The following is a 19,629-nucleotide window of genomic DNA, read 5'->3' as shown; positions in this document are numbered from 1 at the left end:
GCGGGATCAATAGAATAATTCTAAGAAAAATGAAAAAATATATGTCTGAAACCCCTTATAAACTAGGAGATTAGGTGAAAATACGTAAAAACTATCGTTTTAGATAGGTACTAAAGATTAAAAAATCGGATAGTCTTTTTCTTAACAATATAAAAAAAGGCGCGTCGGACTCCATCAACCAGAAGGAACGGCACTATGCTCGAAAAAAGAAATGACCATCAGTTTGATAGTGCAAATGAGCTGATTGCAAGGTTTGCCAAAGTTGATGAAGATGATATCGACCTCTTTGACGATGACCCTGTTGAAGATGAGTTTGAACTGTTTGGCAACGAGCCCATTGGCGCTGAAGTCGCCATGATGAATATGCCGTCAGAAGAAGAAATTCTCAAAGCAGCTGAAAATTTCAAGGATGCCTTTGCCGGGCAGGAAGAACCACTAAGTGCGGCCAGTGGTGCGATTATCCTGCATCAACATCTTACGTCATCAGGCTATAAGAGTGATCTGAGCCTGAATGACAATCTGGCTGTCGTATTGGGCTATTCAGATATGGATGCGGAAAAGTGTGAACTGTTGGAAGCTGTGGAATCCATTTTGGATCAAATGGTTTCGATGAATCAGGATTTGGCGGTTTCCAGTTTTACCGTTGGTCCGATCCGCAGTGTGGTGATGGATGGTCAGCTGGCGATTGAGGTCAACCTGATAACGGTTTGATTATCCGCCAAAGGATATTTTGTAATCCAGTAAGCGCAAGCGCCTGATTACCGTATGCAGCAGGGAATGATAAAAACGTTCGCGAAAACCTTGGTGATGCTTGGTCATTTCCTCGACAAGATTAGGGTCAATGGATTTCACCGCCACATCTGTATTGGCGATGAGTGTGGCACTGGCTCCCATATGATCAATAAAGGACATTTCCCCTACGGTATCGCCGGGACCAAGCGGGGAGGACAGTTCGGTTTCCTTGCCGTTTTGGCCGTAGCGGACCACCCGGATTTCCCCACCTAAGATCACCATAATCTGGTTTGGGTCTTCACCTTCACGCATGATTTCAGTATCTGCCTGAAAGACCAGATAGTGCGATTTTTCCATCAGTTCGTTGATTTCAATTTCGCTGAGTTCTTGAAAGGCGCGTTCAAAAGCAATTTTACTCATTCGATCTCTCTTTTCTAATGGGCGCTTATTGTTTAGCTTTTACCCACAAATAAGTCCTGGAAGGAAAGAGGGTCACGGTGGGGTTTACCGAAATACCATCCCTGTCCATAATCTATTCCGCAATAATAAACCTGATTGGCGATTTTTTTATCTTCAACCATTTCGGCAACGGTTTCGATGCCGCTGGTATTACACATTTTTGCCATGGTGCTGAGCATGTCATGCCCGCGTTTACTGGCACAAGCCCGGCGCACCACAGGGCCGTCAAACTTGACGATATCGACTTCCAAAGCATTTAAATAATCAAAGCTGGCCGCACCTGCCCCAAAATCATCAAGGCAGAATTTAAAGCCTTTGTTTCGGAAATCCTGAATGATCTGGTTGGTTTGTTCCAGATGTTTGACTTCGGCTGATTCTGTCAGTTCAAACATCAAGCGTTTGGTCAGGCCCGGATAATTTTCTAGCCGTTTGTGAACTTGTTGAACAAAACGTGGGTTGTTCAGTGAAATGCTGGACAGGTTAATGGCGACGCTGGGCAGAACAGACCCTTGGGACAGAATGCTGTGCATATGAGTGATTGTTTTTTCAAAAACGGCAAAGTCCAGATCGACAATCAGTTCAAGGTTTTCCGCCAGTGTGATGATTTGAAAAGTCGGTGGTGTGTTTTCACCTTGTTGGAAGCGTGACAGCACTTCAAAATGATGAACCTTACCCAAGCGCATGTCGCAAATGGGCATATAGACCAGATCAAAGTCTTTGGTGCGGGTAACGTCCTTGATGAATTTGACCGTTTCAACCGTGCCATTCATCATTTCATCTAGGGAGTCTGACAGGCGGGTCGCACTGACTTTTTTATCGGTTGAACAAAATTGCTGCATGGTATGGACCAGAGCCTTGGCGACCTGATCTTCACTCATACCTGCGCCATCGGCATCCATGGTCAGGGCGTTGGTTGCCAGCTCTTCCCCATCGGGAAGGAACTTCTGGGCAGCCTCTTCGATCTCCATATTCACTTTATCGGTGTCTATGTCCGGTGTATGGGCATAACCGAAACTATCTTCACTGATTTGCCCGGCCGTATTTTTACCCAGTGAGTAGTTTTTCAGCACATCGGTAATGGCACCGGTTAAGGATTGGCGGTCACTGGCCCCGATCATTTTGAACAGGTCCTTGATCCGTTTGACCTTAATCAGTGTGACCTGACCTTGCCCGCCTTTTTGAAGGTGGTCCTGCAAATGCTGGGCGGCGGCTTGGGAAAAACCTTCCTGACTGAGGATTTCACCGCTCTGGCTTGCGTTTTGGACTTCTGCCTTTGCTGTAGTGACAATCTTGATGGCGAGAAAAGCGTGATTGTCAAATTCAGGTGTGCGGTACCCGGCCATGATGCAGGGCAGGCGCAGCCCTTTTTGACCAATCAGAGTGATCTCGGCATCTTCGATCCGTTCATCTTCGGATGTGCCATCCAGCATGCCTTGGGTCAGGGTGCGTTGCTTTTCGCTGACAAGATCAAGAAAAGGGGTGTTTGCCATTTCATCGGGAGACCGACCGAACAGGGCTTCTGTCGCTCCGGCAACAAAATGAATGATGTTGTCGCTATCGACCTCAAACAAAAGGTCTGCACGGCAGAAGGCAAGTTTTACAAAGCGGTTTTTGTCCTGCTTTAAGGCATCAATATCTGCCATAAGCAAACCCCGGATCAGAAAGAAGAAGGAACAGTAAGTGTATCGTTTCTCAGGCTTTTGTCAAAGAGATCAAAAATACCTGTCATAGACTTGTTGCAAAACCTGTTGCAGCTTATCGGCCTGAATGGGCTTCAGGACATAAGCCTTTGCCCCGCTTTTCAGGGCTTCCATAACCATTTGTTCCTGACCGTGAGAGGTGACCATAATGATGACCGCAGAGGGGTAATGGGCGATAATATGTTTGGTTGCTTCGATCCCATCCATATCGGGCATGGTGATATCCATGGTGACAACATCAGGGATACATTCACGAAAAGCTTCGATCGCTTCCTTACCCGTTGAGGCCATACGTACAACGTTATGGCCCATATTTTCCAGCTGGCTTGAGACTTTTTTTCGCGTGATCAGGGAATCGTCCACGACGAGAACAGACATTGGCGTCATCAGGAAGGCGCCCCCCGGCCAATGAAATTAAGCTTGTTGTCAAACAGTTCTGTCGGGACCAGCAGGTCAATGTCCATGGTGCCGAATTCAGTTGTCAGGGTTGCACTGAAAAAGCGTGAGCTTTCATCCCCACGGATTTTCTTTTTTCCATAAATGGTTTCTGGCGGGGTAAGCGAAACGGTGCGTCGTGGCGGTGCCAGTTCAGCCGTGCTTTGCCCAACAATGGTGTTGACGGTTTCCCCGGCTGTTTCCTGAACATAGAGTTCAAATTCGTCTTCTTCAAACTCGATGTCGGCGGTGAACATTTTGGTCAGATGGGCAATGAGGTATTCATCGAAGCTGAAAGCAATGATCGTATCTATATGGCCACCAAGGGACACAAAGGAGGTCAGGGGCTTCAGTTCAATTTGCTGGCTTCCCCCCATCGAAAATTCACAGTTTTGCACAGCCGTCTGGGTTTCTTCAGCCAGAAAATCTTCGGCATGCTGCGTGATGACATACATCATCTTTTCGATCTGACGTTTTGTTTCCTGCGTATCTATTTGTTGTTGTCCCATTACTACGCTTTCCTGCGCATTGGCAAATTTACATCGGTGGCGTCGCAGTATTTATATCACCAGAAAGTGAATTTGAGAAAATAAATCTTTTGTTTTTTGCAACTTCTGCTTCTGTTTGTTGGATAGCTCTATATTTTTGGTTTCTTTTGTCGCTTTGCTCACGTGGGTTTCATTTCAGTTAATAGGTTCTAAAAGGGCGTTTCTTTTTTGGTATAATCAAAATATACTACGCTTAACAGGCGCACTTTTTGACAGAATAATATCGCTGTGATTGCCGTTGTTTTAGGTGATACAGCTTAAGAGATGATTGATACCGCAGGCTTATGCAGCAAAGAACAATCCATACGAAGTTTTTGCTCTATCTTTTACCGCCGGTTATTTTTGCAACCGTTTTGGTTTCAGTGATTTTTGGCTATTATACGGCTGAAAATATCCGGCAGGAAATTGAAGAGAAAAACCGCAAGCTGACATCATCCATGGCGGTGTCGCTGGCAATGCCCTTGTGGAACTTTGATTATGAGAGTATTCAGCGCACGTTGGAAACCATTGTTCTTGATCAGGATATTTCCGGGGCGCAGATCGTTGATGCCGACGGGGTGGAAATTGCCCGAAACGGGGAAGTTCGGGATGATCGCTCAGAACTGAGTTCTCGAACTGATATTGTTTTTGATAATGGCAAAAAGATCCATACGCTTGGTCATCTGCTGATTACCTTTAATGACAAGAGAACCGATGAAGCCCTGATCCGGCAGCTCACGCATGATGCTTTGCAGCTCATTGCCTTATTGATCGTGATGATTGGGGCAGCTTTGCTTGCCAATAGACATCTGGTTGGTAAACCTTTGGCCCGTTTTCTCAAGATTATTCAAGCCAGTGAAAATGACAATACCACGATCAAAGTCGATCTTTTTTCCGATGATGAAATTGGCCGGGTGGTTAAGGCATATAACCGGATGGTTGACCAGCTGGCCCATGAACAAGGGTTGTTGCGTTCTGCCAATGACAGTCTTGCCGTATCTTCTGATGCGATTTCACGTTTGTTGAATTCTTCTGATCAGGGCTTTTTGTCCTTTGGTGCGGATTTGATTGTGGAGCCTAATTACAGCCGGGCTTGTGAAAAAATGTTTGCAATGCCTCCGGCAGGTAAGTTGATTTCCGAGCTGTTATTTTCGAAGGAAGAATGTGGTGATGGCACGGCAGAATTTTTTGCCGATACCATCAAACGAGCGATGGGAGAGAAAGATAGGTTCAAGCGCAGCTTGATGGTGAATTTGCTGGTCAAAGAACGAGCCCTCCATGGGCGCATCATTGAAATTAAATATAATATTTTAGGGACAGGCCGTGTCATGCTGATCCTGTCTGATATCAGTGATGAGAGAAAGCTTCAGGAAAAACTGGATACAAACCGTAAGCGCTTGGAAATGATCGTTAATGTGGCAACGGAACGTGAAACCTTTCTCGATTTACTGGATGATTTTAATGAGTTCATTTATGTCGGTGTGCCGGAACTATATAGGGCAATGAACAAGCCTGAAAAATTGAATAAAGAGCTGTATCGACAGGTCCATACGTTTAAAGGGTTGTTTGCCCAGTTCGCTTTTCCAACGTTGGCCGATACATTACATGATATTGAAAGCCAGATGCAGCTGCAGGAACGTAATGATCAGGTGCAAGGCGAGGCGCTGAAACTGGATGTGGAGGCCATTACCGATGCGCTTAGGACTGACTTGGAGATTTTGACCGGGGCCTTGGGCAGTGAAGTTATTATGCGTGATCAGGGCATGAACATTATTCTGCCGGAAATCAATGAGCTGGTTGACAATATGGTGGGGGAACACCCCTTCCTGTCACAAAATCAGAATTACAACCAGTTATTGGCCCTGTTATCCGAAATTGGTCAAAAAGATTTGCGGGACTTGATTACCCCTTATTCCACCAGCATTTATCGTGTTGCCCAGCGTCTGGATAAAGAAGTGGCAGAATTTGAGATTGAAGGGGAAGCCGTTATGGTGGACCCCAACCGCTATCGCAGCTTTGCCAAGTCCCTTGTTCATGTGTTTCGTAATGCCGTTGATCATGGTTTGGAAACCCTGGATGAACGTGATGAACTGGGCAAAACCCCAGAGGGACGTATCACTTGTGAAATCAGCCGGAAAAATCATAAGGTTACGGTGGTCATCTGTGATGATGGCCGGGGCATTGATGCTGGCAAGCTGCGACGCAGGCTTGTGAAGAGAAATGTTTTATTGGATGAACAGGTAAAAAGTTTAGGTGATGATGAAATTCTCACGTATATTTTTGCCGATAATATATCGACGACAGAAAATATAACAGAGATTTCCGGACGCGGTGTCGGCTTGGCAGCTGTGAAAGCGGAAACGGAAAAGCTCGGTGGGCGGGTCAGTGTAGAAACGAAAATTGGTGAAGGGACTTGTTTTACTTTTACCATTCCGGATAAAATCTTAACAGGTGACAGTACATCTCGGGGGGAGATGCATGCATGAAGTTGGAAAATATGAATTCCATACATATTAAAGACCAGATACGTTCGCTTGTTTCTGTCATTGCCCGTTATACGGAAAATTATTTATCTTCCGAAACTGGCGTGGAAATTAAGAAGCGCGATTATAAAGTTGATGATGTGAAGTCACTGGATTTGCTTCCTATTACATCGCTGGTTTCTGTTGGCGGGCATATTAATCTCTTTATTGCCTTCAGCTTTGATGAGCCGCTGCTTGATCATTTGATGGAAGCCATGACTGAAGATCTGGAAGTCGATGATGACGAGCATGATCTTTATATCAAGGAAACAGCATGCGAAGTTGTGAATACAATTGTGGGTAACAGCACGGCGGATTTGGCTGAAAAGGGGACGATTATTCCCTTATCCCCACCAGTGGTGATTCTCGGGGCCAAGACGGTTGCCGGGAATGCGGATGCAAAATTTTTTACTGTTGGTCTTGAATCCAGGTTTGGGCGTTTGGAAATTGATCTGGTCGGCCCCACAGAACTGTTTGATGATCACCTGAATTTTATCGGAACGGGAGAAAATAACGAATGAATCCCCTGAAGGTTTTGGTCGTTGATGATTCGCTTATCGCGCAAAAAAAATTGATCGCCATCTTAAAAGGGATGGGGCATGAAATTGTTGGCACGGCACGTACGGGCAGTAAGGCCATTGAAGCATACGGGGAACACAAGCCTGATATTGTGACGATGGATATCACCATGCCGGATATGGACGGGATTGAGGCAACGCGCCATATTTTAAAAGATAACCCTGAGGCATTGATTGTCATGGTGACATCCCACGGGCAGGAACAAATGATCATGTCTGCCCTTGATGCCGGGGCAAAGGGATATGTCCTCAAACCTGTGAAAGAAGACAGTGTTGAGGAAATGTTCACTCAGGTTATAGAAAATTACTCTTAAAGATATGAACTGGATAAGGGGCTATGCGTTAACAGCCCCATCCATCAGCCTATTTTGATTGCTGGGGGTGCCTGTATATTCAAAGCGACGATGCACCAGTTCAATTTCATAAAGTAAGAACAGGATCAACAGGCGATGTTCGCCTTCCTGATGATAATCCAATAAGGTTTCCAGAAGGCTTTTCAGGGCGTCACAAAAGCTTTCTGTGAAATGAACGGATTTGATCTGTAATCCGGTGCGCAACGGGTTATCACATTGGTTTTCCACATAATCCCATAATTCGCTGACAATGGTATTGCACACATTGTGGTCTTCCAGTACGGAAGGATCACAGTTGACGAGGTCGATGATATTGCAGATGCATTGTTGCTCTCTACTGAACTGATCGCCATCAAGTTCTTTTTTAACTGTATGCTGAATGAGCGTTTCCACTTAACACTCCCTCAAGAGTAAACCATTGGCCGGGGACCGTGCCGTATTGCGCTAAAATAACGACACGGCCCATGTCTTCGCTTATGATTTAACAATATCGTATAAATACTTAAGGCAATATCCCCATATGGGAACAGTCGCAGTTTTTATGGGGGGTAGAGGCTGCGGGATAGTACTGTTCCCATATGGGGATATGCGTTTACAGGGGCGCAAGGGACAATAGGAAAAATATAAATATTTAGCAGGAGCTTGATGTGTTTTTCCAAGGAACATATGGGGACAAGTGCAATTATCTGGATAATTTTTATCCGGGATTTATGGAATTGCAGGATCTGTACGATCATTACTGTATGTCAAAGAGCTGTGAATGGACGCAGGAAGAACAGGTTCAACAGCTTAAGATTATTTTATCAACAGCCTTCCATTATTGTAGAAGCAAAATCGAGACACTTGAACAAAGTGAATTCGACCCTCAAAGCTGCAATAGCAAAATGCAAAAACAGCATCAGCTTTTGCGTCATCTTGAAAATTTAAAACTCAGCAATTTCAATTTAAGTCTGAAAGAACTGGAAGGATTTGTCGAACTTCTGATGACGGATGTCATTATTCCTGACGAGTTGGATTGTTTGCGTTGTCCCAAAAGTGGCAGTCGCAAGGCATTGAAACTTCAGGTGCAATTACCCCGTGAAACGCTGATCCGCTATAAGTCTTCTGTTGAACCTGCCGATAGCCCGTTTGAACGCGATAAAAAATCAATTGTCGATATCATCAATTTGATCAGCTACGAGCCCGTTTTGCTGGAAGACGATGCGTTTTATCAAAGTGTGATTGATGAAGTGAAAGAATTTATAGGCAAGCATTGCGAGAGTGAAAGGGAGGGGGGAAAGCCCCCTCATTGCCAGCACAGTTTTTATGAAGGGTTAGTCAATTTGCTCGATATGCTGGAGCAGTATAAAAACGGTGAAAAGGACCTTGTGATTCGCTTTTTAGGCTATGAGGTTAGTTTATCACGCCGGATCATGCATTAACCGCAAAGGGACATTCGCGGAGTTTCTTCCTAATACTTTTGATACTTTGGTGCCAAAACTGGCTTGTGTTAGGATGCCGCCACTACAGTGTGGAGAGCTTGATTTATAGAGTCTAGAAGGATTTGGATATCTTCTTTGGCTTGAATGAAATTAACGCGAACGTGATAATTGATGTTTGGCTTCACAAAGTATAAAGTGTAGGTTAGTTCGTGATGAACAACTTAAGATAAATTTGAAACAGGGTAGCGCTTTTCGCCAGGGCCATGATGGAACGTATTGTTTGGGAAGATAAAAAATACAGTGTTGGGCAAGAGGAATTGGATAACCAGCACAAGAAGATTTTTGAATTGATTAACCAGTTATCTGCACAGGGTCAGGTTGACGTCGATAGTGAGCTGGTTTCAACTGTGTTGGAAGAACTTCTGCATTATTCGGAAGAGCATTTACGCTATGAAGAAGAAGTTCTGATGCAATGCAGCTATGAAGATTTTGACGCACACCGTCAACAGCACTGGCAGTACCTGGAAAAGATCTCGAACTTGTCAGTGGCGGCAATGGCCCATGAAAACAAGGTTCCTGATGAAATTATCATGTTCCTGCGGGAGTGGTGGACCGGTCATATTTTATCTGAAGATATGAAATATCGCTCCGCCCTTGAAAAGGGAAAGGACAAGGCATGACTTTAATTCTGATCGTCGAAGACGAGAATGATGTACGTGAAGATATTAAAGATGTCCTTGAACTCAATGGCTTTGATACGATTGAGGCCGCTGACGGGGAAGAGGGCATTGCCAAGATTTTGCAATATAAGCCGGATTTGATTATTTCCGATATCAACATGCCGAAATTGGGTGGGCATGAGTTTTTTGTTAAGTTTAAGACTGATCATCCTGAAATTGCTGCGACCCCCTTTATTTTCCTGACAGCATTTTCATCGCGTGAAGATGAAATTCTGGGTAAAGAGCTGGGGGTGAATGACTTCCTGTCCAAGCCGATTGATTATGATATTTTACTGGCCAGTATCCGTGCGCAGCTTGATGTCAGTAAACGTGCTGTTCAAAGCTATAATATCGCGCTCAATGACTTTTTCACCCGGCTTGAAGATGGTTGTGATGGTGAGGCTGATGAGGCCAAACAATCACAGCTGGCTTCTGTGATCAGGCGTTACAAGGATTTGCTGGCCAAACTGGAACGGCCCATTGAAACGTTACGCAAGATGGAACGTATTGATTATAAAATCAAATCTATTCAGGATGCGGAAAATGTCGCGTTGACAATGTCCCATTTGTTTACGGTACCGGATAATGCCTTGCTGGGATTGAATGAGTTACTGGTGAATGCCGTTGAACATGGCAATCTGGGCATTGCCTATGATGAAAAAGGCAAGCTTTTGTTAGATGGACGCTGGGCTGATGAAATCGAAAAGCGCATGAAGCTTGAAGAAAACAGGGACAAATATGTCACATGTACTTTCAAGCGTTTTGCCGACCATATTGAAGTGGATATTCAGGATATGGGCGAAGGTTTTGATTGGCAGGAATTTGTCGAGGCATCCCCAAAACGCATGCTCGACCTTCATGGTCGTGGGATCATGTTGACCATGTCAATGGCGTTTGATGAGGTTGAATATCTCGGTTGCGGCAATCGCGTTGTTGCTAAAAGTTATATGAAACAGGCAAGTTAAGCAGCCTGAACCCTATCCCTGTTTACGGTTTTGGGAGCGATGGCGTGATGATTGATCTTTCGGGGCTTCGCTAAATAGGTTGCCGATCATATTCACAACTTTCCACAAGTGTGTATCACGGGGTTGGATGCTGAGGGTATAGGGGATCACATCCAGATCCACTTCGATTGCTTTGTCTTTTTTCTTCTTTCGCGGTGTGCTCATTGCTGGCCCTTTCCTGTGTCTGGGGTGTTCAGAGATTTGCCTCTGTTCTCTCCAATTGGCCCGTCCTTAGTGAACCCTTGCTTTTAAACATAACTCCATAAAATTTTATTTATAATTAATAATAACTCTCATTTACTCGAAAGTCCAAGAGTTATTGTTCTTTTATTGGTGCCCTTGGCGTCTTATTTTTTATCCGTTTTTTCAATAGCGCTTGCCAGAGGCTGACCGACCTTGATCAGGGTTTCGTGCCCCGCTGCGCTATTGGCGATCAAGTCTTCGCTAAAGCGGATTTTATTTTGTTCAAACACCAGAACAACAGTAGAGCCACCGAATTTGAAATAGCCTTTCTCCTCCATCTTTTGAACGGAGCCATCTGTCTTAGTATTAATGATGCTGCCCACCCCAAAGGCACCGACCTCAACATAACAATAGGTCCCGATATTGGGGGTCTGGATCATGGTATAGCTGCGCTTGTTTTCCCCAAAAACGTCCGGGCCACTGCCAAGGGCGATAGGGTTTACCGAATGAAGGGCCCCGGCAAAATCCCGTGACTGTACGATCTTGCCAGCACAGGGGAAATGATAGCGGTGATAATCCGCAGGGCACAGGCGGATGATGGCAAGGGAGCCATTAATGAAATGTTCTGATGCGACAGGCAGCATTTTACGGATGTTGAAAGGGTGGCCTTTTACCGGTGCAAAGGTATCTTCATCCAATTTTGGGAAAACCAACACACGCCCATCTGCCGGAGAAACGATATTTTCAGGGGCCGGATCAAAAGGGCGTGTCCCGTCTTTGAGGTGGCGGGCAAAAAACTCGTTGAAGGAACCGTAGCTTTCCTTCGGGGAGGCAAATTCCCATTCATTGATTTCCAGCTCGTGAATGGCAGAGTCAATTTTACCCTTTGAAAAAGGGGAATCATACCACCAGCCCATCAGTGTGCTGATCAGGGAAGAACGAAACAGTAGGCTTTCCAAAGTGGTGGCATTACCATCCTGATAGGCCCATCTGATCCATTTTTCACCGAGTATTTTTTCATGAAAGGCTTTGCCTGTTTCACGGTCGATGACTGTTATGGGGGTGCTGTTCGCCATTGTTACCTGTTGTTTCTTTATCTTGAGGGGATGCGGATTGTAGGCAGCTTTATGGGAGATTTCAATCTGAGAATTGATCTGTATAAAGATGCTGTAGCTATAATTGTCTATTTGGTCAAAAAGTGAAAATTTAAGAAAACTTTTCTTTCCTTCAAATGTAAATCATATACATTCGTGATAAGAATCTACGAGGTTTTTATGCGTTTTATTTTCGCCATTACGGTTTCTCTTTGTTTTTTGGTCAAGGTCCCTGCCTTTGCACAAGATGATTCTGACCTGTCTTATCTGACCAATGAGCTGACGCATCATATTGTGACGGTTATTCGTGCGATGCGGACCAAAGGGGTAGTTGTTGATGGCTATTGCACGGAATGTTCCCATAAAATGCAAATCCGCCACACCTTTCATCGCGCCATTGATGTGGATCGTCATTTAAGTGCCTTTTTAAAAATGCATGGGGAAGAGGTTGAGGAAAGGCAAATCTTACATTTCAAAAAATATAACGAGGATGACATTGTGGTTTTGCTTCAAGGCATTGATGCAAAACTGGAACTTATCCTAGCAGCAAATGATTTGATGGTGGATCATAGCACAATTCCGGAAAATAAACGGGGACCACGAGACCATTATGCGGTGATGGAGCGTATTGAAAACTTTATGCTCTCCATTGGGAGCCCGTCGGTTCTGCCTAAAAATGTATTGCGCCGGGTGATGGCAATTAGTCAGGTGGTCAGAAGCCTGTGTGCCAGCGAGGTTTGCCCCAGTGTCGAGAAATCCCCGGTGGATTTATTGACACCGAAAATGCCGATCCATGTCTATCGTGAAGCCAATAAGCTGATTACAGGTCTGCGCCGTTATGTTCTTGCCAATGGGATTGAGATTGAAGGGGGGGTGACAGCCCCGCTTTTGTCCAAAGAATTTATTACACCTCGAATTGTGAATAAGACCTGTGGTATTTTATTGGCTGACTTAATCGAGGTACGCCACCAAATTGGGGGCGGGGGTACCTTCAGATTGCCTGGTGGTGAAAACCATGCAACCCCGACCCATGTTTGGCGAGAGTTGAATTTCGCACGCCGATACCTCGAAGAGTTGATTTATTAAGGGGCTTGGCAGCTTTATTTATCTTTTCTTAAGTGCTTGATGCTTTGATAAAGGACGGTGGAAGTTTAGTGTCTTTATTTTGGCGTATGTAATGATAAGTCTGACGGAAAAACAAACATATCAGATCTCAATTCTGTTGATTGTCGCTTTGGCTTTGGGGTCTTTGGTTATTGGAACAAAGGCATATGATGATTTTAACCGGATCAGCCGATCCTGGACCACATATGCAGATGATACATTTCATCGCGCCAACCATCTGGCGGATTTAAAGAGTGCTTTGGGCTATGGCGGTGTGATCCACCATTTTAAAAATTACGTTATTCGCCATGATGAAAAATATTATAATGCGGCGCGCAAAAGTGCAGAAAAAGCAAAAATCGCCATTGCAGAACTGGAAGTCCACCTAAAGACACAAGCTGAAAAAGACGCCCTGCAAGATATTGCCAGAGTGCTGCGGGCCTATCAAAATATGACCGTCATGGTTAAGGCTGCGATTGCCGGGGGGCGTGCTGTGACGGATATTGACAGAATTGTAAAGGTAGATGATACCCCGGCCTTTGAAGCAATGGAGATCATTTCCAGAGGGATTGAAAAAGGCATTGAACAAGGCCACAGTGAATTAACCAATGCCATTAGCGGCGGCAAGATGGTGGTGATTGTCGGGCTGGTTGGGGTTTTCATCTTGCTGTTTGTTGCCGGGTTTTTGCTGAGTAATCTCAGACGATTATTTGGCGAAATTGAAAAGAAAGCCCTTTATCTGGATTCCATTACCTCCGGCCTGCCTTGCGGGCTCTTGGTTGTGAACCGCGATGGAATGGTTGAAAAATATAATGAAAAAACCAAAGAGATTTTTGGGGCTATTCAATGTCAGGACAAAAAGTTTTCGTTGCTGGATATCTTTGGCAGTATCGGAGATATGCCCGCTTTCCTTGATGTTCTCTCTGGCAATATGGGGCAGTTTACCATTGAAAGTCAGGATGAGTCCTTTTCCAGAAAACCTGTTTTGGTGGAGGTCCAACCCTTGAACACCCAAGGGCGGCAAAAATATATTCTGACCATTACGGATATGTCCGAACTCAATCAAGCCAAGCGCAAGTTGGAAGAAACCAACCTGCAACTGGAACAAACGATTGAAGAGGTCAATGGATTTAAGAAATTACTGGATGAACATGCCCTGGTTTCCATGACAGATGCGGCGGGTCGCATTGCCTATGCCAATGAAAAATTCTGCAAGACAAGCGGGTTCAGCCTCGAAGAGCTTTTGGGGAATAAGCATAATTTGGTGAAGTCCAATATGCATTCTAGCGTTTTCTGGAAGAAAATGTGGCAAGAAATTTCATCAGGCAAAATTTGGCATGGGGAAGTGACAAACCGTCGTAAGGATGGATCACTTTATTGGGTCTATTCCACCATTATGCCCTTTAGAAATGAAAAAGGGGCGATCCATAAATATGTGTCGGCACGCACCGATATTACCGAGATTAAGAATGCGGAACGTCGCATTCATCAATTGGCTTATGTGGATACCTTAACCAAACTGCCGAACCTAATGCAGTTTAATGAACTGATTAAAAGCATGCAGGCTGAAATTGACCAGTTTGATGATTTTGGCAAGCTGGTGATTATTGACCTTGGGGTTAGCGGTCTGGTTGAAATTAATGGGGCGTTTGGTTGGGAATATGGTGATCGCTTAATTTGCACAATTGCAGAACGCTTAAAAAGGGAACTGAGTGAGGCTGAATTGATTGCCAAAATCGGGGGGGATCGTTTTGGCATTGTGCTGTTCACAGAAGATCATGCAGATGATTATGTAAATCAGATTACTGCAAAAATTCAAAAGGTGTTTCATCATGCCTTTGAAGTTGACGAGAACTTGTTAAAGGTAAGTGCCTCGTGTGGGGCGCTGGTCTATCCTGATGACTTACAAGCGCTCAGTGCCGATAAGAGGACGACAGACGATATCAATCGCTACCTTGAATTAAGCCGGCTTGAAAGTTCCAAAATGAGTGGCAGTACCCTTATTCGGTTTGAAAGTGGTATTTTGCAAAATGTGTCTCGCCGCACGATGATTTTACATTCGGTGGAACAGGCGTTGGAAAATGGTGAGATCTATATGGTCTATCAGCCGCAAATATCCCTGAAAAGCCGTGACGTCGTTGGGGTGGAAGCCTTGATGCGTTGGCGTCGTCCCGATGGCAGTTTTATTTCACCGGGGGAATTTATCCCGGTTCTGGAAGTCTCGGAATTCATTTCCCAGTTAAGCCAATGGACGAATGAACGTTGTGTGCAGGACCTGAAAACCCTGCAACAGACTTTGCCGACTGTGCGTATGGGGATCAATATTTCAGCGAACTTTTTGGTATCGGATTATTTGTTACCCAGTCTGGAAAAGCTGCTTAAGGATCATAAGATTGATCCTGCCTGTCTGGAACTGGAAGTGACGGAAAGTTCCATCATGGAAGATTTGGACCTGGCTTTAGGGCAGCTTAATAAGCTGAAATCATTGGGCTTTAGAATTTCCGTTGATGATTTTGGGACCGGGCATTCGTCTTTGGCCTATCTGGCGAAATTCCCCTTGGATCAGCTGAAAGTCGATAAGAGCTTTATTCGCTTTATTTCTGAAAATGATCAAAGCCGTGCTATTGTCAAAACCGTTATTTCTTTGGGCAAGGCCATGAACTTGGATGTGATCGCTGAAGGAACAGAGAAGAAAGAGCAGATTGATTTCTTACAGGCCGAAGGGTGTGATGAGGTGCAGGGCTATTATTTTGCCAAGCCGATGGAATTACATGAGCTGGTTAAATGGTGTGAAAATCCGCCTTTGCACGATCTTTAAATAGCCTTATTTCAGAATGTGAATTTCTTCACCCAACACATCATTGATGGTCTTGATGGTTTGGACCCAGTCAAAGGGTTTGGGAACAAAGGCATTCATCCCGGCATTGTAATAGCCATCAATATGTTCCTTGATCGCATCAGCTGTTACCGCAATGATGGGAATATCTGCCTTACCCGTAGGCAGATTGCGGATGGTGCGTGTGGCCTCAGGCCCATCCATTTCCGGCATGCGGACATCCATTAAAATCAGGTCGAAGTTTTGTGCCTGATGGGCCTCAACGGCTTCTTGACCATTCTGGGTAATTGTGACTTTATGGCCGTAGGCTTCCATAAATTTGAAGATAATATGCTGATTGACCCGGTTGTCTTCGGCCAGCAAAATATTGAGCGGACGTGTGGCTTTGAAATCACTGGCTTTGGCCTGTTCTCTGGATCCGTCAAAGTCAGCGGCCGCTTCGATATAGGGCAGGGTGAAGCTAAAGGTACTGCCAACACCTTCATCGCTTTGAACGGTGATTTTACCCCCAAGCAGGGTGATGAGACTTTTGGAAATCGCAAGGCCAAGCCCGGTGCCGTCATAGCGTCTGGAGATAGAGGCATCAGCCTGGGTAAAGGAAGTGAACAGGCGGGCTAATGTTTCTTCATCAATACCGATGCCAGTATCAATGATTGAAAATTGAAGCATTGTGCCTTCAACAAGCTTACAGTCAATGGTAACGCTGCCATCATGTGTAAATTTAAAGGCATTGCCGACCAGATTGAGCAAAATTTGACGCAGGCGGGTCGGGTCGGAATGGGCTGTTGCGGGGAAATCGTCACTGAACAGGAGTTCACAAGTGACATGCTGGTCGCCTTTACGGCTTTTTTCAAACATGCCGCTGACATGTTCAACCAAATCTTTCAGTTTGAAATCAACCCGTTCAATTTCAAACTTACCGGCTTCCAGTTTTGACATATCCAGAATGTCATTCAAAATTCTGAACAGGGCTTCTGTTGAGGTCTTAATCCGCTGGGCCTTGTTCTTGCTGTTGGCAGGGATATCATCCTGAAGCAAGAGATCTGAAAAGCCCATAATACCAGTTAGCGGTGTGCGGATTTCATGGCTCATGGCTGCGAGAAATTCAGACTTTGTATTATTGGCTGTTTCGGCGTCTTCTTTGGCGGCAATGAGTTTTTCTTTTTGGGTATGCAGCTCTTTTGACATGTGATTGAAGGCATAGGCCAGTTCGCCCAATTCATCACGGGAGGTTACTTCGATATTAACGGTCTCGCCTTCTTTGACCTTTCCGGTGGCAAGGGTCAGCTCACGAATGGCTTTCAGGATCGGGCGTGATACAAAACTGACCAGCAGGACGCCAAAAATCAAAATGAGGATATTGATATCGCGCATGCTGGTAATGGTTTTCAGCGCGGCTTCTTCTGCCTGATGGGCCTGCTGGAAAGAAACAACCAGCAGTTCGTCATCAAACAGTTCTTCCATTTCCTCGTTGATGTCTCCCAACTCTTGGACGAGCTGTGTTTTCTCATCTTCAAGGGTGAGGATTTGCAGGCTTAATTTTTCAATTTCTGTGAAGAGGAAATTGACCACACCAATTTTGCGGCGTTCATCATGGGTTAAGGGCAGGGTGAGGATGCGTGCTTTCCACAGGCTGAAGTTTTCAGCACTTTGGGCCACATCCTGTTTCAGCTTTTCATCATGGCGCAATAAATAGGCACGCACCGCAGAAATGATTTCTTGCAGATTAACCTGCATCTCCACAAGGATATGGTCTTTTAGGGTGTATTTGGTGATCTGCTGGCCTTTTTGCAGGACATCCTGCATGAGAATTTGAATCTCATTGCCAAGAATACGATCACGTTCTTTCATTTGTTGGGATTGAAGGTCGTTCTTTTTAATCAGGATAGAAGCGACTTCATTAAATTGAACAAACTTTTGTTGAATAATTTGCAGCAGCTCTTTTTCACGTTCAGAAAGGGTGAGGCGCTTATATTGTTCAACGGTTTTTTCAAAATTTTTGGCATGCTTTTTAAAGGAAGCCAGTGCATTTTTTGAGGCGGTTAGCATGTAATAATGCAGGGCCGAAGATGCCTCGTTTAGATTGATCTCCATCTCCATGCCATTTTTGATTTTTGGCGTGCCGTTATGGATGATGGTTTCAATATTATCGCTGACAAATTTACTGCCCACATAACTGGCAATGCCCAGCAGTATATAACCGCCGAGAAACAGGATTGTCAGTTTATGGGTAAGCTTCATGAATGCCACCGTTTAAAATCAATACAAGTTATTCTTGCTATATGTGTATATTTGTTAATTTATACGTGGGGATTTCCTGTTTCTCAATTGGGGCCGGATACTTAAGGGGTTTAACGGGTGTCTTTTTGTATCACGAACGTTATTTTATTCTGTCATATGCCTTCGGTGGCTGCAACCTTCCTATAAGATGCAAAAAATATGGCCTCCCCAATAAAAAGGGGAGGCCATATATTCTTCAAATCATGCCCTTTAGATCAGGGCTGTAAAATGAATTATTCCGCAGGAACAGTCGGCATTTTCAGGCCGGCGATGTCTTGCATCATACGGATAACCTGTGCGCTGTAGCCAGCTTCGTTATCATACCAAACGTAGAGAACCAGACGGTTGCCATCCACGATTGTGGCTTGAGAGTCAACCACACCGGCGTGAACATTGCCCACCAGGTCAGTGGAAACCGCTTCTGTAGAAGCTGTGTAGTCGATTTGATCCTGCAAAGAAGAGTTCAGGGACACATCACGCAAAAACGCGTTCATGTCTTCAACATTTGTTTCTTTTTTCAGGTTCAGGTTCAAAATCGCCATGGAAACGTTCGGTGTTGGAACGCGAACCGCATTACCTGTCAGCTTGCCCTTCATTTGCGGCAGACATTTGGCAACAGCAGAGGCTGCACCAGTAGATGTCAGAACCATGTTCATGGCAGCCGCACGACCACGACGATCACCTTTGTGGTAGTTGTCGATCAGGTTTTGGTCGTTGGTATAGGCATGGATGGTTTCAACATGGCCGTTTTCAACACCATATTCGTCGTCCAGAACTTTCAGAACCGGTGTGATGGCGTTTGTTGTACAGGACGCCGCAGACAAGATGGTGTCAGAGGCTTCGATATCGCCGTGGTTTACACCATAAACGATGTTCTTGATGTTGCCTTTGCCCGGTGCAGTCAGCAGGGCTTTAGAAGCCCCTTTACATGCAACGTGCTGGCCCAGACCTTCTTCATCACGCCACATGCCTGTGTTGTCCACGACCAGTGCATTTTTGATGCCGTATTCCGTGTAGTCCACGTCAGCCGGAGAATTCGCGTAGATTACTTTGATGTACACGCCATTTGCAATGATTGCGCTTTCTTCTTCGTTCACATCAATAGAGCCGTTGAAGGAACCATGAACAGAGTCGCGACGCAGCAGGCTTGCACGTTTTTGCAAATCGCCTTCTTTACCGCCACGAACAACGATGGCACGCAGGCGCATTTTGTTACCGGCACCCACACGTTCGATCATCATGCGGGCCAGCAGGCGGCCGATCCGACCAAAACCGTAAAGAACCACGTCTTGTGGCTCTTCCAGGGCAGTGCCTTTCCCTGTGTTGATAGAAGACAGTTCTTCATTGATGAAGGCTTGTGCATCGCCACCGTTTTTCATGAAAGCGTAGCACAGCTTGCCGATGTCAACGCGTGCTGGTGCCAGGTCCATACCGACCATGACTTGCAGCAGCTCAAGGCTTTTTGTCACGTCAAGATATTCACCGACCATCTGGTTGGAGTAGCGGTGTGCTTTGAGAATGTCGATTGTGTTGTGGTTTTGAATGCGGCGACCGAAGACACGGATTGTTACGCCGTTTTCACGGTACAACTTGCCCACCAACGGAATCATCTGTTCAGCGGCACTTTGCTGCTCTTTCCAATTTTCAAAGTGCGTTACGCTTGAATCAGTCATGCTCATTAT

18 protein-coding genes are annotated in these 19,629 nt (G+C 45.2%); 9 read left to right on the top strand and 9 right to left on the bottom strand.

Going from position 1 to position 19,629, the window contains the following annotated elements; all coding sequences use genetic code 11:
• Positions 1 to 195: 195 nt before the first annotated feature.
• Entirely contained in the window at positions 196 to 711 is a 516-nt protein-coding gene (locus E4K71_RS11285) for a hypothetical protein (RefSeq protein WP_135079619.1), read from the top strand.
• Here the strand turns inward: E4K71_RS11285 and E4K71_RS11280 are convergent, their stop codons facing one another.
• The 4 genes from E4K71_RS11280 to E4K71_RS11265 all read right to left on the bottom strand — a co-directional run bounded on the left by E4K71_RS11280 (position 712) and on the right by E4K71_RS11265 (position 3,835).
• Complete coding sequence (locus E4K71_RS11280; protein WP_135079617.1) at positions 712 to 1,152, bottom strand: cyclic nucleotide-binding domain-containing protein; 441 nt, start codon at positions 1,150 to 1,152, stop codon at positions 712 to 714.
• A 32-nt stretch (positions 1,153 to 1,184) separates the two neighbouring features.
• Complete coding sequence (locus E4K71_RS11275; RefSeq protein ID WP_135079615.1) at positions 1,185 to 2,834, bottom strand: EAL domain-containing protein; 1,650 nt, start codon at positions 2,832 to 2,834, stop codon at positions 1,185 to 1,187.
• 69 nt (positions 2,835 to 2,903) lie between these two features.
• Positions 2,904 to 3,278 carry a response regulator gene (locus E4K71_RS11270; RefSeq protein ID WP_135079613.1) on the bottom strand — a complete coding sequence of 125 codons (375 nt, stop codon included), beginning with the start codon at positions 3,276 to 3,278 and terminating at the stop codon, positions 2,904 to 2,906.
• Positions 3,278 to 3,835 carry a chemotaxis protein CheX gene (locus E4K71_RS11265; protein ID WP_135079611.1) on the bottom strand — a complete coding sequence of 186 codons (558 nt, stop codon included), beginning with the start codon at positions 3,833 to 3,835 and terminating at the stop codon, positions 3,278 to 3,280. The genes E4K71_RS11270 and E4K71_RS11265 overlap by 1 nt, the downstream gene beginning before the upstream one ends.
• 323 nt (positions 3,836 to 4,158) lie before the next feature.
• Between E4K71_RS11265 and E4K71_RS11260 the strand changes: the two genes are divergently transcribed.
• The 3 genes from E4K71_RS11260 to E4K71_RS11250 are packed head-to-tail and all read left to right on the top strand — an operon-like array spanning position 4,159 to position 7,267.
• On the top strand, positions 4,159 to 6,339 hold the full coding sequence (locus E4K71_RS11260) for an ATP-binding protein (RefSeq protein WP_135079609.1): 2,181 nt from the start codon (positions 4,159 to 4,161) through the stop codon (positions 6,337 to 6,339).
• Positions 6,336 to 6,896, top strand: a complete 561-nt coding sequence (locus E4K71_RS11255; protein WP_135079607.1) for a chemotaxis protein CheX — start codon at positions 6,336 to 6,338, stop codon at positions 6,894 to 6,896. Before E4K71_RS11260 ends, E4K71_RS11255 begins: the two co-directional genes overlap by 4 nt.
• Complete coding sequence (locus E4K71_RS11250) at positions 6,893 to 7,267, top strand: response regulator (RefSeq protein WP_135079605.1); 375 nt, start codon at positions 6,893 to 6,895, stop codon at positions 7,265 to 7,267. The genes E4K71_RS11255 and E4K71_RS11250 overlap by 4 nt, the downstream gene beginning before the upstream one ends.
• Before the next feature lie 21 nt (positions 7,268 to 7,288).
• Here the strand turns inward: E4K71_RS11250 and E4K71_RS11245 are convergent, their stop codons facing one another.
• Positions 7,289 to 7,699 (bottom strand): hypothetical protein, encoded by a 411-nt coding sequence (locus E4K71_RS11245; protein ID WP_135079603.1) that lies wholly within the window; start codon positions 7,697 to 7,699, stop codon positions 7,289 to 7,291.
• 254 nt (positions 7,700 to 7,953) lie between these two features.
• Between E4K71_RS11245 and E4K71_RS11240 the strand changes: the two genes are divergently transcribed.
• The 3 genes from E4K71_RS11240 to E4K71_RS11230 all read left to right on the top strand — a co-directional run bounded on the left by E4K71_RS11240 (position 7,954) and on the right by E4K71_RS11230 (position 10,411).
• Positions 7,954 to 8,727 (top strand): hypothetical protein, encoded by a 774-nt coding sequence (locus tag E4K71_RS11240; RefSeq protein WP_135079601.1) that lies wholly within the window; start codon positions 7,954 to 7,956, stop codon positions 8,725 to 8,727.
• Between the two features lie 263 nt (positions 8,728 to 8,990).
• Positions 8,991 to 9,407, top strand: a complete 417-nt coding sequence (locus E4K71_RS11235) for a bacteriohemerythrin (RefSeq protein ID WP_135079599.1) — start codon at positions 8,991 to 8,993, stop codon at positions 9,405 to 9,407.
• Complete coding sequence (locus E4K71_RS11230) at positions 9,404 to 10,411, top strand: response regulator (RefSeq protein ID WP_135079597.1); 1,008 nt, start codon at positions 9,404 to 9,406, stop codon at positions 10,409 to 10,411. The genes E4K71_RS11235 and E4K71_RS11230 overlap by 4 nt, the downstream gene beginning before the upstream one ends.
• A gap of 12 nt (positions 10,412 to 10,423) precedes the next feature.
• On the opposite strand, the gene E4K71_RS11225 is transcribed toward E4K71_RS11230, so the two are convergent.
• Positions 10,424 to 10,615: a hypothetical protein gene (locus E4K71_RS11225; RefSeq protein WP_135079595.1), complete on the bottom strand. Its 192-nt coding sequence runs from the start codon at positions 10,613 to 10,615 to the stop codon at positions 10,424 to 10,426.
• A 182-nt stretch (positions 10,616 to 10,797) separates the two neighbouring features.
• The gene (gene asd, locus E4K71_RS11220; protein ID WP_135079593.1) at positions 10,798 to 11,709 is read right to left on the bottom strand and encodes an archaetidylserine decarboxylase; all 912 of its coding nucleotides are present in this window, start codon (positions 11,707 to 11,709) and stop codon (positions 10,798 to 10,800) included.
• A 198-nt stretch (positions 11,710 to 11,907) separates the two neighbouring features.
• On the opposite strand from asd, the gene E4K71_RS11215 reads away from it, so the two are divergent.
• Entirely contained in the window at positions 11,908 to 12,813 is a 906-nt protein-coding gene (locus tag E4K71_RS11215) for a hypothetical protein (protein ID WP_135079591.1), read from the top strand.
• Between the two features lie 91 nt (positions 12,814 to 12,904).
• On the top strand, positions 12,905 to 15,649 hold the full coding sequence (locus E4K71_RS11210) for a GGDEF domain-containing phosphodiesterase (RefSeq protein WP_135079589.1): 2,745 nt from the start codon (positions 12,905 to 12,907) through the stop codon (positions 15,647 to 15,649).
• Positions 15,650 to 15,655: 6 nt separating this feature from the next.
• On the opposite strand, the gene E4K71_RS11205 is transcribed toward E4K71_RS11210, so the two are convergent.
• Positions 15,656 to 17,908 carry an ATP-binding protein gene (locus E4K71_RS11205; protein WP_135079587.1) on the bottom strand — a complete coding sequence of 751 codons (2,253 nt, stop codon included), beginning with the start codon at positions 17,906 to 17,908 and terminating at the stop codon, positions 15,656 to 15,658.
• A gap of 272 nt (positions 17,909 to 18,180) precedes the next feature.
• Positions 18,181 to 19,620 carry a glyceraldehyde-3-phosphate dehydrogenase gene (locus E4K71_RS11200; protein WP_135079585.1) on the bottom strand — a complete coding sequence of 480 codons (1,440 nt, stop codon included), beginning with the start codon at positions 19,618 to 19,620 and terminating at the stop codon, positions 18,181 to 18,183.
• Positions 19,621 to 19,629: the final 9 nt, after the last annotated feature.

The organism is Terasakiella sp. SH-1 (genome assembly GCF_004564135.1).
Classification (GTDB): Bacteria; Pseudomonadota; Alphaproteobacteria; order Rhodospirillales; family Terasakiellaceae; genus Terasakiella.
This window is presented reverse-complemented; position numbering and strand designations above follow the sequence as displayed.